At 45.6% G+C, this 16,046-nt stretch carries 16 protein-coding genes and 1 riboswitch; of the genes, 2 read left to right on the plus strand and 14 right to left on the minus strand.

What is annotated here, in order from left to right:
* Nucleotides 1–9: 9 nt before the first annotated feature.
* Nucleotides 10–1,953, plus strand: a complete 1,944-nt coding sequence (locus AB4486_RS00210) for a methyl-accepting chemotaxis protein (protein ID WP_102428987.1) — start codon at nucleotides 10–12, stop codon at nucleotides 1,951–1,953.
* Between the two features lie 129 nt (nucleotides 1,954–2,082).
* Here AB4486_RS00210 and thiM read toward each other — a convergent pair whose 3' ends face one another.
* The 10 genes from thiM to AB4486_RS00260 form a co-directional block, all read right to left on the minus strand.
* Nucleotides 2,083–2,868 carry a hydroxyethylthiazole kinase gene (thiM, locus tag AB4486_RS00215; RefSeq protein WP_372116108.1) on the minus strand — a complete coding sequence of 262 codons (786 nt, stop codon included), beginning with the start codon at nucleotides 2,866–2,868 and terminating at the stop codon, nucleotides 2,083–2,085.
* Between the two features lie 28 nt (nucleotides 2,869–2,896).
* On the minus strand, nucleotides 2,897–3,577 hold the full coding sequence (tenA, locus tag AB4486_RS00220) for a thiaminase II (RefSeq protein WP_102483227.1): 681 nt from the start codon (nucleotides 3,575–3,577) through the stop codon (nucleotides 2,897–2,899).
* 8 nt (nucleotides 3,578–3,585) lie between these two features.
* A complete protein-coding gene (locus tag AB4486_RS00225) occupies nucleotides 3,586–4,542 on the minus strand; it encodes an ABC transporter substrate-binding protein (RefSeq protein WP_372116111.1) in 957 nt (318 codons plus the stop codon).
* A gap of 120 nt (nucleotides 4,543–4,662) precedes the next feature.
* Nucleotides 4,663–5,478, minus strand: coding sequence for an ABC transporter permease (locus tag AB4486_RS00230; protein ID WP_372116113.1), 816 nt, complete (start codon nucleotides 5,476–5,478; stop codon nucleotides 4,663–4,665).
* Complete coding sequence (locus tag AB4486_RS00235) at nucleotides 5,471–6,229, minus strand: ABC transporter ATP-binding protein (protein ID WP_102428984.1); 759 nt, start codon at nucleotides 6,227–6,229, stop codon at nucleotides 5,471–5,473. Before AB4486_RS00235 ends, AB4486_RS00230 begins: the two co-directional genes overlap by 8 nt.
* The gene (gene thiD, locus AB4486_RS00240; RefSeq protein ID WP_017064402.1) at nucleotides 6,219–7,103 is read right to left on the minus strand and encodes a bifunctional hydroxymethylpyrimidine kinase/phosphomethylpyrimidine kinase; all 885 of its coding nucleotides are present in this window, start codon (nucleotides 7,101–7,103) and stop codon (nucleotides 6,219–6,221) included. The genes AB4486_RS00235 and thiD overlap by 11 nt, the downstream gene beginning before the upstream one ends.
* A gap of 98 nt (nucleotides 7,104–7,201) precedes the next feature.
* A riboswitch (TPP riboswitch) is annotated at nucleotides 7,202–7,313 on the minus strand.
* 98 nt (nucleotides 7,314–7,411) lie between these two features.
* Entirely contained in the window at nucleotides 7,412–8,329 is a 918-nt protein-coding gene (locus AB4486_RS00245) for a DMT family transporter (protein WP_017064401.1), read from the minus strand.
* Nucleotides 8,330–8,406: 77 nt separating this feature from the next.
* Complete coding sequence (locus tag AB4486_RS00250) at nucleotides 8,407–9,147, minus strand: AraC family transcriptional regulator (protein ID WP_017061918.1); 741 nt, start codon at nucleotides 9,145–9,147, stop codon at nucleotides 8,407–8,409.
* A 245-nt stretch (nucleotides 9,148–9,392) separates the two neighbouring features.
* Nucleotides 9,393–9,644 (minus strand): DUF2999 family protein, encoded by a 252-nt coding sequence (locus AB4486_RS00255; protein ID WP_372116116.1) that lies wholly within the window; start codon nucleotides 9,642–9,644, stop codon nucleotides 9,393–9,395.
* Between the two features lie 107 nt (nucleotides 9,645–9,751).
* Entirely contained in the window at nucleotides 9,752–10,849 is a 1,098-nt protein-coding gene (locus AB4486_RS00260) for an ElyC/SanA/YdcF family protein (RefSeq protein WP_371724983.1), read from the minus strand.
* Nucleotides 10,850–11,346: 497 nt separating this feature from the next.
* Between AB4486_RS00260 and AB4486_RS00265 the strand changes: the two genes are divergently transcribed.
* Complete coding sequence (locus AB4486_RS00265; RefSeq protein WP_372116119.1) at nucleotides 11,347–12,021, plus strand: glutathione S-transferase family protein; 675 nt, start codon at nucleotides 11,347–11,349, stop codon at nucleotides 12,019–12,021.
* 103 nt (nucleotides 12,022–12,124) lie between these two features.
* Here the strand turns inward: AB4486_RS00265 and AB4486_RS00270 are convergent, their stop codons facing one another.
* The 4 genes from AB4486_RS00270 to AB4486_RS00285 form a co-directional block, all read right to left on the minus strand.
* Nucleotides 12,125–13,168: a GMP reductase gene (locus tag AB4486_RS00270; RefSeq protein WP_065584791.1), complete on the minus strand. Its 1,044-nt coding sequence runs from the start codon at nucleotides 13,166–13,168 to the stop codon at nucleotides 12,125–12,127.
* 777 nt (nucleotides 13,169–13,945) lie between these two features.
* Nucleotides 13,946–14,386: a PAS domain-containing protein gene (locus AB4486_RS00275; protein ID WP_017062430.1), complete on the minus strand. Its 441-nt coding sequence runs from the start codon at nucleotides 14,384–14,386 to the stop codon at nucleotides 13,946–13,948.
* Between the two features lies 1 nt (nucleotide 14,387).
* Nucleotides 14,388–15,392 carry a response regulator gene (locus tag AB4486_RS00280; RefSeq protein ID WP_029236531.1) on the minus strand — a complete coding sequence of 335 codons (1,005 nt, stop codon included), beginning with the start codon at nucleotides 15,390–15,392 and terminating at the stop codon, nucleotides 14,388–14,390.
* Nucleotides 15,393–15,711: 319 nt separating this feature from the next.
* Complete coding sequence (locus tag AB4486_RS00285; RefSeq protein ID WP_010430578.1) at nucleotides 15,712–15,957, minus strand: hypothetical protein; 246 nt, start codon at nucleotides 15,955–15,957, stop codon at nucleotides 15,712–15,714.
* Nucleotides 15,958–16,046 lie beyond the last annotated feature (89 nt).

Genomic DNA, 16,046 nt, shown 5'->3' on the forward strand with positions numbered 1-16,046 from the left:
GGGATAGTTATGCGCCACCTTTCTATAGCGCTCAAGATCAAGCTGGGTTATGCCATCTGCTTGCTCTTTTTCGTCATTTCAGGCCTTGTGAGTTACAAAGGTATTCAAACCTTGTCGAACGGCTTTAGCCAGTACAGTGAACTCAGCCACAAGGCGACATTGTCAGGCAACATTCAAGTGCACTTTCTTCAGATGCGTTTAGCTTCTGAACGTTACTTAGAGTCATTGGATGATCAATACGAAGCGAATTATCAATCGAGCAAACTTGCGATTGATGAACTGCTGAACAACTTAATCCAAACCACCACCAATACTGATAGCTTGTCGAGCCTGCAATTAGTGCAAGACAGCGTTGCAGCTTTTGATGCGGCTTATGGATCAATGAAACAGAGCCAACTGCTCATTGACCAACTGGTCAACGTTGAGATGGTCACACGAGAAACTAACGCACTAAAAGCCGCGCAGAGCTTGTTGTATGAGTCTTACAACAACAACGATCCAAACGCGAGCTTATATGCGGGCATGTTGATGGAGAACTTCCTCGCCGCCAAGATCACTGTACTGAGTTACTCGAACAACAACGACCTCAAAACCTACGAAGCCGGTAAAGACATCTTTGAATATGCTCTGCCAGGTATCGAGGGCGATATTGAGTCTCTTAAATCATCTCCTTATCAAAGTGAATTGATTGAAGATTTCTCTAACCAACGGGAAGCGTACGCGAAGGGCTTTGAGCAAGTTCATCAACAGATGATTGAGAACACGCAAAGAACCGCTACCCTCGCCTCTATTGGTGACAGCTTAGCGATTTCGGTAGCTGATGCTCAGAGCATTCTAGAACAACAGAAACAAGCATTAACACCAGAACTGCAAGCCAGCGAAAAGCGCTCGATTCAAATCATCATATTGCTGACGGGTGTGGCTTTAGTTATTGGCATGACGAGCGCCGTGTTGGTGACTCGCTCTATTACTAAAGGCATCGCACAAGTTAAACAGATCACCAACGAGCTTTCTCAGGGCAACCTGAATGTGGAAGTGAACATTGAGAGCAAAAATGAGATTGGCGAACTGCTGACTAATATGGAGATCACCATTGAATCTCTGCGCGATATTGTTGGCCAAGTGAACCGTTCTAGCGTGCGTATTGGTGAGATGTCGGAGTCACTCAATCAAGTGACCAATAACAGCTCGACCAACGCAACACAATTGAATAGCGAGATGATAAATATCTCTTCTGCCGTTGATCAATTGGCTTCCAGCACATCAGAAATTGCTGCAAGTGCTAACCACGCGTCTCAAGTTGCTAACCAAGCAACCGAGAATGTGGCGATGGGACTCAAAGAAGTAGACAAAACACTGCATGAAATTGGCAGCGCCGATGAAAGCATGCAGGTCAGCAGCCAGAAAGTGACTGACCTACACAAAGAGTCGATGAACATTGGTGCCATTCTTGAAGTAATCAAAGGCGTTTCTGAGCAGACCAACCTGTTGGCATTGAATGCGGCTATTGAAGCTGCGCGCGCAGGTGAACAAGGTCGCGGATTTGCAGTAGTAGCCGATGAAGTAAGAACGCTCGCTAAACGTACCCAAGACTCTGCTAGCCAGATTGATGAGCTCATCACCTCACTACAACGTGGCGCTAAAGATGCGTTAGAGTCTATCAAAGAGAGCCACAGCACGGTTTCAGACGCTTCAACGCAGGCGCAGCAAGCTTCTCAGAATTTACATGTGATTAATCAACACATCCAAGACCTGAACCAAGCCAACAGCCAAATCGCAGTGTCAGTTGATGAGCAGGATCGTCTCACTAAATCACTCGGTGAGAACGCGCAAGGTGCAAACACCATCGCGCAAAGTAACCAAGAATCAGTCAGCAGCATTTCAGGTGCAGCCAGCGACTTAACTGAGGTTGCTCACCACCTAGAGAGCCAAGTGAATCGATTTAGAACCTAGCCAGCTAGTCCATACACAGCTGGCACAGTTCCAAAGCAATAATAAAAAGCCCCCAGCACATAAGTGTCGGGGGCTTTTCTTTATCTAAAGAGATTTAAGTTAGGCTTGTGGCTTAGAGTTCGGTTAACCCTACTGAATCTTCAATCGTTGAATCAGAGTCTCTTCATCTAACTGGTACAACTCATCAAGCAAGTTAATTTGCAAGCTACCTGGGCCGCGAGAGTTTTCAGCCGCGATTTCACCAACCACGCCTAATACCGCTGCTGCAGCTAAACCACTATCATCACCAACAGCCGCGAAAGCACCCGTCAATGCAGTTAAAGTACACCCCATACCCGTCACATACGGCATCATTTGGTGTCCATTGTTTAACGTCACCACGCTGTCTTTGGTGACAACGTAATCTGTCTCACCAGATATCACCACATTTGCACCGTATTCAGCCACTAAGCACTGTGCAGCACCTAACGCAGCATCACTGCTATCAAGCGCATCAACGCCTTTGCTCTGTGCTTGCTCACCCGCTAGCGCGATAATCTCAGACGCATTACCACGAATGATTAGCTTATCGGCTAAACGTGCAATTTCACGAGAAGTCTCAGTACGCAGCGTACTTGCACCGCAACCCACAGGGTCAAGAACCACAACCTTATTGTTCGCGTTAGCTTGTTCGACCGCGAAGCGCATTCTTGGCGTCCAAACACTGTCTAATGTGCCAATGTTAATCACAAGCGCGCCAGAGAATGACATCATCTCAGCCAGTTCTTGTTGTGAGTGCGCCATGATAGGCGAAGCGCCAATCGCCAATAACGCGTTGGCCGTGTTGTTCATCACTACATAGTTAGTGATGTTCACAACCAGTGGTTTTTGCTCTCGTACTGCGCGCAGCGATTGGATGATTTGTTCAGTTAGCATGGATAAATCCTTATTCGTGAAAGTCGCTTTAAGCCGCGGTTGAGTCATTAAGTGCATTCAGACCTTGCTGCCAAAAAGCCACTTCCATACGCGTTGCCGTTTTGAAGATATGAACGATGTTCTGACCGCGCTCGCTGTTGATATCAATTTCAGCAAGCAGCTGGTTGAAGTATTCCGCGCCCGTTGCCACGCCAGATTGGAACTCTTCTCCGCCGTATAGTTGCAGCCAGCTTGCGTATGGATTACCTTCCAAAACAGTGTCACTGCTTTCTAACAGCGCTTTACCAATCACAGCATAACCAATTGAACACGGAGCCAGTGCCGCATAAAGATCAACAAGATCACCCGTCATACCCGCGTCTAAAACGTAGCGCGTATAAGCCACTGTGCCGAAATCTTCAGGTTCGTTTTCTAAATCAGATTCCGTTAAACCCCACTGACCACAGTAAGTCACGTGGTGAGAGATTTCAGAATCCAATAGAGCATGAACACTTGGCAGAGCACGGCGCATATCAGCTAGTGTTTTTGCCTTATAAATCGCCAATGCATAAGCACGGGCATACTGTTTCAAGAACAGAAAATCTTGTTTCAAGTAATGCAGAAAACACGGCTGAGCAAGAGTGCCGTTTGCCAGCATTTTAACAAAATCATGCTCGGTGTAGTCTTGCCAATCTTGCTGACAGGCTTGGATTAAGTCTTGGTATTTCATGAGATTCCTTAGTCAAAAGTCGGTACGTAATCAGCGGCTTTTGGTAGTGATTTAATAATGCCTTTGTCGAACATGAACTGCGCGTAATCATCGTAACGCTTCATATCTACTGCAGAAGGGCGAAGTGCAAAACGAGTCAATGTGTCGTTCCATGCTCGTTGGTTTAGCTCGTTGTTTAACGTATCTGGCGAGTACGCCACAAACTCACTCCAAGAGTCTTGCGGGTGGTTCACAATGTAAGTCGTTGCTTGCTCGAGTGCTTTGTTGAATGCTTTGATTGCTTCGTCGTCGTGTTTCTTTGCGTTCGCCACAAAGATCAACTCGTCGTAAGCTGGCACACCGTGCTCTTCTGGGAAGAATGCTTTGGCTTTAAAGCCTTCAAGGGCTAGTTGGTTCGTTTCGAAGTTACGTAAGCCACCCCAAATTGCATCTACCTTGCCCGATGCCAGTGAAGACGAAAGAGCCCAACCAACATTGATGGTTTGCACATCTGTAAACGCAACGTTTTCCTGAGCCAGCATGGTACCGATCGTCGCTTCTTCATTACCCGCAATCGCGATACCGATCTTCTTGCCTTTCAGATCCGCTAACGAATCGTTCTGGCCGTTATCCAGCACCATTAGTGTGTTCAGCGGTGTTGCAATAAGGGTTGATGCACGAACGAGAGGTAAGCCTGCCGCCACATCCATGGTTAAACTTGGTTGGTAAGTGACTGCGAGATCGACCTTACCTGCTGCAACGAGTTTTGCAGGTGTGCTTGGGTCAGCGGGTTCTTGGATTTCAATCTCTAGGCCCTGATCTGCAAAGTAACCGCGCTCTTGAGCAATCACAATTGGACCATGGTTCGGGTTTACAAACCAATCCAACATCAATGTCAGTTTCTTTTGTTCAGAGTCCGCTAGAGCATGACCTGAAACCAATGAAGCAAGCAGTGCCACTGCACCTATCAATTTTGTATTTTTCACGGTTAACCTTTCCTTTTGAATATTATTATTGTGTTTATAGAGCTAATTTTTAACGAAGTTTTGTTTAGATAAATAGCGTTGAGCGAAGCCTTATTAAACAAAGTGTTATTGAGCAAGCCATTACTGGTTCTCCCAAGGGATAGCTTTTTTGAGTAATTTATCTGTAACGAAGTAGAGCGAGATAGACAGCACCGCCAAGATGAACAAGGCAGCAAACATCTCATCTATGATCATTCGCGCGTTGGCCTGTAGCATTAGGTAACCCAGCCCCTCACTCGAACCAACCCACTCCCCGACGACCGCGCCAATTGGGGCAATAACCACCGCCACACGAATGCCAGACGCCAGTGTTGGCAGCGCAGCAGGCAGTTGGATATAACGCAGCAATTGCCATTTCGATGCGCCCATCGTTTTGGCAAGATCGAGATAGCCTGTCGGTGTATTACGTAAGCCGTCATAACAACAAGTCGTCACAGGGAAGAAGATAATGATCGCCGCCATCACCACTTTTGAGGCGATGCCATAACCAAGCCACAGCATCAGTACTGGCGCGATCGCAAATACAGGAATCGCTTGGCTAGCAATCAAGATAGGCAACAGCCAACGTTTCAACGGATCAAACATCAACATCTGCAAGGCGAAAAACAGCCCCATAGACAAACCTAGCAATAGCCCAAGTAAGATCTCTTGTGCGGTCACCCAAGTGTGTTTGAGTAACACATCGTAGCGTTCAATCAGCTTGAGAAAGACTTCTGCGGGAGCCGGAAGAATGAAGCTCGGCATTTCGAAAACAACGACCACAAGTTGCCATAGGCCAAGAATCACAACACTGCTGATAAGCAAACGCATAACGGGATTCATCTGACTTGAACGTTCAGTGCTAGACTGCACGTTCGTTGACTGAGTGACAGCTTCACTTCGCGTTAGATCATTCATAATCACGCTCCAACTGATCTAAGATCGCTTGTTGCAACTCAGCACATTCACCATCTAACACTCTTGGTGTGGCAGTGAGAGGCACAGATAAAGACTGAGCATTCGCAGGTGTGCCTTGCAACACATACAAATTGTCCGCCAAACGCACCGCTTCTTGTGGATCATGGGTGATCAACACAACGGTTTTATCTCTCAACAGCTCACATGCTAAGCTCTGTAGTTTGTGTCTCGTTACCGCATCCAGCGCAGAGAACGGCTCATCCATCAGCACCACTGGCTTGTCTTGCATTAAAGTTCGAGCCAAAGCGACACGTTGACGCATACCACCAGACAACTGATCCGGCATCGCATTCGCATAATCAGCCAAACCAACCGCAGCGAGCAACTCGAGTGCTTGATTGGTTTGCAGTGCTTTGTCAGAAGCTGAATTTTGAAAACGATGACTCAGACATACATTGTCGATAACCGACAGCCACGGCAGTAACAAATCCTGCTGCGCCATGTAAGCGATGCGATCCGTTAAAGGCAATTCATCAGAGGTTGTCAATGTTCCCTGCCACTCCACCTTGTCGTCCAACAAGCCTGCCAGATAACGCAATACCGTGGTTTTCCCGCAGCCACTTCGACCTAACAATACCGTCCACTTACCTGCGTTTAAGCTAAGCGACAATCCCGATAAGGTTGCGTGCTCACTGTCGTTATAACGTAAAGAGGCATTGCTGAGCTGAACACCCACCGTATTAACGGACATTCCCGTGCCCAGCGAAGAAGTGATTTACGGGCCCATGACCTTGGCCGACTTGCAACTCATCAGCATGAGCAATCGCGCGCGAAATGTATTGTTTGCCTAGCTCAACAGCCTCTGACAGCGTGTTGCCTTGCGCTAAGAAAGAAGCAATAGCAGATGAAAGCGTACAACCCGTACCGTGGGTGTTTTTGGTAGGAAAACGCTTCGCACTAATCAAAGCAGACGTGGTTGGCAGAATCAGTAAGTCGTTACTGTTCTCATCCTTCTCTAAATGACCGCCTTTGAGAAGAACGGCTTTAGCACCTAGTGCACGCAGGTCTTCAATCATATCCTGCATTTCGGCTTCGCTTTCAGGCACAGCTTTGCCCGTTAGTGCTGCGCCTTCCGGCAAGTTAGGCGTAATGATGTCTGCGAGCGGAATCAGTTCTTGTTTTAGCGTGGTGATCGCCGAGTTTTCTAAAAGAAGGTCGCCACTTGTCGCCACCATGACAGGGTCAATCACTAGGTGTTTAGGTTGGTATTGTTTGATTTTGTCCGCGACGACTTTGATGATTTGCGAATCCGCCAACATGCCGACTTTTACCGCCACGATATTCAAATCGGTAAACACTGCATCTAACTGACTAGCGACATGCTCTAGTGGGATTGGAAATATAGCGGACACGCCTTGGGTGTTCTGAGATGTAATCGCGGTAATTACCGAACAAGCGAAGCTACCCGTTGCAGACATGGCTTTAATATCAGCTTGAATGCCCGCGCCACCACCACTGTCAGAACCCGCAATGGTCAAAACAATCGGAGTATTGATCGAAGAAGATTGGTTTTCTGGTGTTTGAGTGCTGTTAGGTGATACTTGAGAATTGGAATGCTGTGTCATGGTCGCTCCTACTGTCTAAAAGACGTAAGAGAACCGAACTTTGGCCGCAAAGAGAGTGTGGAGGTGAAAGCAATGAGAGATCATTGTTGAACCACGTAGGCAAAGTAATCATAGTTCCCTACGCCAGTGTTAACTGAATCAGGTTCAACGGGTCTCGAATAACGATCTCAGCAAACACCAACTAAGGTATATGCCCCCCGACTATTGATAACGATAGTAACAGCACTCTCGCAACTGAGATACTCATTTTATTCAATTATAAGAATCACGCATGAATTTAATTCAATTAATCCCGTTTTAACAAATACTTATAATGGCTTTTTAGTTGGCTGAGATTGGATGAATAAACACATCACTATCAAGAACATACCTAGCCATCCAACCAATGGAATAAGCTCACCCACAATACACACGGCCAACACGGCGGCAACGACTGGCTCAAGTAAGGTAATCAAGTTGGCGCTACTCGCTGTGACATGGCGTAGCCCAAAACTGAAAGCGATATAGCCTAAACATTGAGGAAGTAACACCAAGTAACTCACCACCAATATATTGGTATTCGATGCGAACAAGTTATCCCCCGTAAACCAAAGCGTTGGCAGTAGCAACATCGCTCCTAGCCCAAATATGCTGCCCATCGCTGCTTGCGACTTAATGCCTTCGTCTATCAGAGCTTTTGTCGCCCATGAATAAATGGCGTAACACAACCCAGCAATCACCCCTAATCCAATGCCCAAAAGCTTCAGATCGTCACCAGAATCATTCGCTGATGATGATTCTGAAAATACCAGTAGCCCAATACCAACCACGCCAATGGCAAAGCTCGTTAACCAACGTTTGTTGATATTATTCTTTTTGCTAATAAGACACTCTAAAAGTGCAGAAAAGAAAGGAGCAGTAGCTATCGACACCACTGTGCCCATTGCGACACCCGATAACTTCATCGAAGAGTAAAAAGCCAGAGGATAGATCGCCAAAGCCAGCGCACTCGCCGCTAACAACTTTTTGTTGAGCAAAAGCTTATCAAGTGAAGATAAGATCTTTCGATACGCCAAGACTGCTTGCATTAAGCCGCCGACGCCCATTGAAAAAGCACCAATCGCTAATGGGCTGAGATCAGGCGCAAAGCTTGCGGCGGTGCCTGTCGTGCCCCATAAAACAGAAGCAAACACGATGGCTAAAGTGCCCGTTTGGAATTCGTTAACGCGATTGATGGCAAGATTCATTTCTATTACCTAGTCTATTTTCATTTCTGAAATAGATAATAGTGAACATATACTAAGTTGAGTTTGCCAAAAGGACGCTATTCTTGTTTTGGAAGACTCTCTTTCATCGAGCCCAAAAACGCCCTTGGAGACATGCCAAAGTGCTGAGAGAAGCGTCGACTGAATGCAGACAAGTCACTATAACCCACATTTTCTGCGACCAATTGAACGGGTAAATCGGTATGGCTAAGCAAGGCTTGAGCTTTCTCCATACGATAGCGAGTGATGTACTTAAGCGCACTGATTCCAATGCACTCTTTAAAGCGCTTCTTAAATTGAGTGGGGCTCAAGCAAGCCGTTTCTGCAAGCTGAGAAATAGAGAGAGGCTGGGCGTAATTATCCGCAATGAGCCTTTGGACCGCTCGAATACGAGGGTCGATGCTCTTGCTGACTTTTTGTTGCTCTAATAACAGTGAAAACACATCCAAGATGGATGATTCAATGCCACTGTCCACTTGGTATTCCAACTGCTTTTCAACAAACAGCAAGAAGCTCATTAAGGGTGGCGTGATAGTAAACACCGAGAGCTCATGCTCTAACAAGTGCTGCGGTAACTCTGCCATATCTGCGACAATAAACCGCGCTGCTTCATCCGCCTTAAACGCATGCGCTGTGGTTACCGGAATCACCACGCATTCGCCCACGGCCACCTTGCCGACATATCCCACCATTTCAATACTAATACTCCCTTGAATAGGCAGCACGAGTTGATGGTAGCCATCATGGGCATGAGTATTAAATTGCTTGGTGTAAGATCGAATGCTTAGGCTAGATTTCATGAGCAACGCCGGAATTCAGTTTATTGAAACATGAGTGTTAAAAAGAAATTACATGATTTAAGCGAGGGAGTCACATCGGACTAGTATTTTTGTCGTATCTCTTTCTAGCCTTTCTAAGTCGGATCAAAAAAGCCGTTTAAGTATTGATACTCAAACGGCTTTTTACTCAAGTCTAATTCGCAATCTCAAGAACAGTTAACCGAATCGGCTATCACTTCCTAACAAAATCGTTCATTCAGACTCTATTATTTTTGAAGTTGCTCTTTAGCGGCTTCAACCTTAGAAAAATCTAGGCCAAGCTCTTCAACTGCTTCTTTGATTAGCGCAGGGTTTTGCATTACCTGGCCCACCAGCATTTGAAGTTTATCTTGTGGTAAGCCAAGTTGGCTGATCGTCGCCATTGCTGCAAGAGGGTTCTCGGTCAACGTCTTGAATAGCTCGCTGATCTGCTCGTCGCTAATATTGTTCTCTTTCAACATTGCTAAAATCGGGTTCATTTTTTTGCCTTTGAAACACTAAATTAAGTAGGAGCACAGCATACCATCTAGCTGTGCTCGATTGTACTAGCAACTTATACTTTGCCTACTGTGAAGTAACCCTAAGCCTAGCGAGACTCTAATGGGTAAGAGCGGTAGCTCCACATACCATAGGTTCTAAGCGCATCTCGGTAGATACCTAGTAGCTCACCATCACTCGCCTTCTTAAGATCTGCGAGTGGCTTGTCTGGGTAAGAAACCGTATCAAAAGTAATGCCCTGAGGGCCGGTTTGCCAGCTAGCGATTTCAAACAGAGTTTGACCACGACGAACATGGCTTGCCGAGCTAATAATGGTCGCGTGCTTAATATCATGGCGAGCAAGTGCGTAGCTACTGAATAAGGCATTGCCTACCGTGCTGGTCGCGTAATTCTCTTCGATGATGCGATCTTTGCTTACCCCTTTCTCGATAAGCCAATCCGCCATTAACTTACCTTCAGTCTTATGATTCTTTGGCACTCCGCCCGTCAACACGATCATCGCATCAGGGTTAGCTTTCGACATTGCTAATGTGGTTTCAAGACGTTCAATCAAGATTTCATGCATAGAGCCATCAGGGTTAAGCGCGTAGCCCAAAGTGACGATGGCACCGTGATCGCTCAACAGTCCCTTATCTGCAGACTCTTTAAGAGGTGTTTCTAACACGCGGTCAACCGTTGCAAAAATACGTTTGATGTCTTCAGCCTTGCCTTTATTCAGGCTTTCCAGTTTATCCATGTGCTTGTTGGATTCACTTTCATTGCCTTCAAATCTTTGCCAAACCGCAAGATACGCATGCAAGTCGACATCGTCTGGCGCAACCGTCAGTGCTTGTTCAAACAACTCAATAGCGCGTTCTGCGTTCTTGTTGTAGATCTGAGCGTTCGCCGCCGAAATCAACAAGTCAGTACGGTAAGGTTCTAGCTGGTACGCTTCTAACAATCGGTTAGTCACAATTTCCATGTTGCTTGGCATTTTAGCCGTGAAGCCCGCGTGAGAAATTCTTGCCGGAGACTTAAACGCCTGCAACGCATCAAGAAGTAGTTGATCGACAACTTGTCGCTTAGTCACCAACTGCGCGTAATCCGCAGAAGCCTGTACAGCACCATCGTTAGCAGCAAAAGAGTAAGGTGTTGCGCCAAAAGCGAGCATGCCACCAAGAGCGAGGGCGATAATGTTCTTTTTCATGAAAAGATCCTGTGTCGTTAAGTGTTCACATCAGATTTGCTCACCAATGTAAGTCCCTAAGATTAAAAAACCGTGAAGCACACCTTAATCTCTAACGTTTATATTCATTTGTTGCATAAGGTGTGGCAGCAGATCACGATTTTGAACTTACCAATAAGCCTGTGCATCCAGATAATTCTGGTTTGAACCAGTGCTCAACGTTTTTGTTGGAATATCTGACTGCGGATTTCATACGCCCTATCCCGCCAAAAACCACCCATCACAAATCCGAACTCCGCATAAAGCAACGAATCAAAAAAACCACTTTAAGCTCATTTTTTCAACAACTTAAAATCCAACACACTGAATCGCGCGATTTTACCCCTCGCTCAAATAACGAGGTCTTCAACACATAGAGTTGGAATGCGAGTCAGAAGATCTTCAAATAATTCAAAATCAACCATTGAACGATCGTTCAAGTGGTGCTTTAATAAATGACCAATACAAGGAGTTACCCCATGCTTAAGTTCTATTTTCACCAAACACCAAACCCAATGAAGATCGCTCTGTTTTTGGAAGAGACAGGCCTAGATTTTGAACTCGTTCCTGTTGATACCTTAAAGGGCGAGCAACACACACCGGAATATCGTTTGATTAACCCGAACGGGAAAACACCTGCGATTGAAGACGAAGGACAACGCGTATTCGATTCTAACGCCATCCTTCTGTACCTATCAGAGAAGACTGGCGAGCTTGGGGGACAACCAGAAGACAGAGCTGAACTACTCTCTTGGATGATGTTTATCGCGAGCGGTCTTGGTCCTTATTCAGGTCAATCGGTACACTTTCGCCATGCAGCGCCAGCAGGCCTAGATTACGCTGTGAACCGATACCTACGTGAAGCACAACGTCACTACGAAGTGTTAGAGAAGCATATGGAAGGTCGTGAGTTTATCGTCGGAAATGAGTACACGATTGTCGATGTCGCTGCATGGGGCTGGATTGATAAAGCACCTGTCGTGCTTGGTGAAGAAGGCTTAGAACCTTACCCGAACTTGAAGCGCTGGTTTAACGCAATCAACACTCGCCCTGCTGCACTGCGTGCTCGCGAAATCGGCAAAGGCATTGAATTTAAAACTGAACGTGATGAAGAAGCGAAACGAGCACTGTTTCCTTCGAATTATGCGAAGTAGAAAAATTGAGAGTTAATGCTCTACTGAGTGATAGCTAAAACTCAAACATAAAGAGCCGCTAAAAAGCGGCTCTTGATCTTCAAACTATTCGAACTCGTTCAGATTACTCTTTACCGAATACGTTGTTCTCTTGCTCTTGTACACGGATAAAAGTCGTACGCTTAGTTAGCTCTTTAAGCTTTGCTGCGCCTACGTATGTACAAGTTGAACGTACACCACCAAGGATGTCAGAAATCGTGTTGTGAACAGAACCACGGTATGGAAGTAAAACAGTTTTACCTTCTGCAGCACGGTACTTAGCAACACCACCTGAGTGCTTGTCCATAGCCGACTGTGAAGACATTCCATAGAACTTCATGAATTGCTTACCGTCTTGCTCTACAACTTCGCCGCCTGACTCAGAGTGACCTGCTAGCATGCCGCCTAGCATTACGAAGTCAGCACCGCCGCCGAACGCTTTAGATACGTCACCCGCACATGAACAGCCACCGTCACCGATGATCATGCCGCCAAGGCCGTGTGCTGCGTCGCCACACTCGATGATTGCAGAAAGTTGAGGGTAACCTACGCCTGTTTTAACACGTGTAGTACAAACAGAACCAGGGCCGATACCAACCTTAACGATGTCTGCGCCAGCTAGGATTAGCTCTTCAACCATGTCACCCGTTACAACGTTACCAGCAGAGATAACTTTAGTCGGGAATTCAGCACGTACTTTTTGTACATACTCAACTAGGTGCTCTGAGTAGCCGTTAGCGATATCAATACAGATAAATACGAATTCGTCGCTAAGCGCCATAATTTGCTTAGTTTTCTCAAACTCAGCTTCAGAAGTACCTGTTGAAACAAATACGTTGTTCAGCGTTTTCTTGTCTGCTGTTTTTGCGAACTCAGCCCACTGCTCTACTGTGTAGTGCTTGTGTACTGCAGTCATAACACCGTGCTCTGCTAGAGCAGCTGCCATTTCAAAGCTTGCTACCGAATCCATGTTCGCTGCAATTACTGGAGTACCAGACCATTGACGACCGCTATGCTTGAATGTAAAATCGCGGGTTAATTCAACTTGAGAACGGCTTTTAAGGGTAGAACGCTTCGGACGGAAGAGTACATCTTTGAAACCTAACTTAAGTTCTTGTTCGATACGCATGATAATTTGTCCTGTAATCATATTACGTGTCGTGCGTTTTCGGTAAGCGTTGGCAGACGCTTTACTGAGTTTCGGACACAAAAAAACCGGAGCGTTGGCAGACGCTCCGGTTTTCAGCATTATAGGCTGTGATTTACTAACAGCAAGTCTGATATTTCATTTTTTTTTGTGCTATCCTCTCAAAGATTCCATATCTGGTAAAAGCTTCCCGCCCGTCATTTCCTACTAAATTCATAGTAATTAATAACTTAACAACATATTCACGCAAACGCTGTCGGTTTATTGCGCAAACGTTTCCCTTGCAAATTCGGCGAAAAAATCTTCGATAAGGCAAATTTGTGAAAAAAGTGCCCTTTAATCACATAAAAATCACACTTTTCTTGAATCAAAAAATGCGTTTTTTCTTAAATAATTTCATTTTTTTCTGACTTTTTCGCTTCGAGTGCCGATCTCAGCCCTCTTTCATTAGCCCTGAAATTTATAAAGTACAAAGGCAAGATCGATTAGCACGTTCGAAACTTGGATGAGCGGGGTAAAGTCCACAAAATATGGCAGGTTAGATGCGCTTATTTATGAGAACCCAGCGGATACAAGCCGCTGTTGATAGAGCCTAACAACAACTCGACTAAAGTTAACGAACACGGAACGCCTTTCTTTAGTTCGAACTCATTACTACAGGATCAGATACAAAAATGGCCAAGGGGATTAACCTTGGCCATTTTTATTTGGTTTTCAGAGTACTCTTATAAGGCGATTCAATTTTCACCTTAAGGTACGTCAAGCCTTTTTCTGAGACATCAGAGCTTCAGCAGTCGCATCTTGAATCGACAAGAACAAGGATGTCACTTGCCCAGTTGGAGAACGCATCGGGTTAAGCGTGACGTTCTGATACATAAAGTCGGCTTGCTGAGTTACTGGCCTCACGTTGCGGCACTTAAACAGATAAGGCCTTTGTTGCCACGTTATGAAGCTACGGCAGCCTAGGTCATAAACCGGTTTTGTTTTAAGCCTAAACCACTCTTCAGGAATTTCAGGGAATAACTCAAAGATCGACTTACCGATCGCATCATGCGATTGCTTACCGCTATGGTGCGTCATGAAGCCATTCCAAACTTGTACCTGAAAGTCACGGTTAATGACCACCAGCCCCATATCGACGTTTTGAACCATGTCTACCATCCAGTGGAACTGTTCAAATTCAGCAGGAAGATTCAACATATTAAAACTCCTCCATTAGGTAGGCCAATTTGTTATCTAGAAGAGGCAGAGACTCATCAACAAACATAAATAGAAGGTCACAACGGATGGACGTGCCGTCGATGTTGTAGCTGACTTCGAACGTCATGGTCTTTTTAAATGAGCCGCTGGTATTTTCAATCACCGAATCAATCGAGATGTGTTGACCTAGCAGCACAGGAGAGCTCTGAAAGAAACGAACTTCTGATTGCTCCCCTAACCCATTCAAGAAAGAGCCGACTAAGATGTTCGATACATCCATCAACAACTCTAATTCTTCTAGCTGCTCGCTTTCTGTTGGCACCTTCATGAGCTTCTTAAGATCGCTCACACTGGAATCACTCAACAAAACTAGCGCTTCACCTGCAATGCCTTCTCCACTAAAGCCTTGGCAAACACCCGACACTTGGTCGTTATCCGCTAGGTCACGAAGTGCCATGTGCAATTCACTCACTTCGAAGATGTTAACGTTCGGCAGCGGTAGGTGAACAAACACATTAAAGTGACGAGCCAGTGCATCAGCGGCACGGCCTATCGCTACGTTCGCGACTTCCATATAGATATCGCGTCTGCGAAGTATTGGCAGTTCTAAAGCGGTTGGGGTAATGATTTGAGGTTGTTTTGGCGGCTCGACATGCTCACGTAAAATGGCTTTTAGCGCTTCTTTATCGATCGGCTTTTGCAAAAATGCTTTGGCGCCAAGATCCAGCACCTTCTGTTGTGCTTTTGGTTGTATGTCACCAGAAACAACGACAACTGGCGTGGTATCGCCTAAACGTTGCATCTCTTCCAATGTGCCATAGCCGTCTAATTCCGGCATGGTTAGGTCGAGGAACATCAATTTGAATTGGTTTTTAGCGAGCTCTTCAAGTGCATTAAGCCCATGAACAGCAAAAGTTATATCTGCATTTAGAGAACTAGGCAGTGACCGAGCCATCTGCTTCCTTGCTAACGCAGAATCATCACATATAAGAACTGGGAACGACATAAATGCACCACTGACAAATTAAAGCTAATTCGACCGAGTGTAACAGAACATTATGGTATCAGGTACGGGGTGAATGGATTTATGTGCAGATTATTAGTAAGAATGATGAAACAGGTGGGTAAGCTATTATTTCGCATTATTCTTCATGAAAAACAATATGCTACAAAGGTAATAGCCAATCCTTGCTGTTGAGTAATAGCACTATTATATTTGACAGCAGCCTTAACAAGCGGGTTTATTAAGGCTCGACTGACTCATTCATTGAACGGCTTTATGTAGCCATGATAGAGAGCTATCCAACAAAGCTAATGCAAGAGAACTAGAACTGATATGAAGGCCATAAAATCAGTAATGCGAAACGTATGATCACAGCAAATACCAATAACGCGATCCCCAGGCGATACCATTTGTATTCGGCGATGTTCATTGGGATACGCTTGTAGAACATCGTAATCACGCCTTTCCAATCGCTACTGCGTCTTCCGTACTGCATCATGCTCGTCAAAACAAACAGTGCGCCAAGCACTAACATTCCTTTTTCAGCCCAGAACAATCCAACTTCCATTTGTGTATTCCTTGATAAAACGGTGAGCAACTCAAATCATTCTAGTCACCTTTTAGCTCGGTTTCTGTAAGACCAAGGTCTAAATTACG

Origin of the sequence: Vibrio sp. 10N.222.55.C6 (assembly GCF_041473395.1) — a bacterium.
GTDB classification, from domain to species: domain Bacteria; phylum Pseudomonadota; class Gammaproteobacteria; order Enterobacterales; family Vibrionaceae; genus Vibrio; species Vibrio crassostreae_C.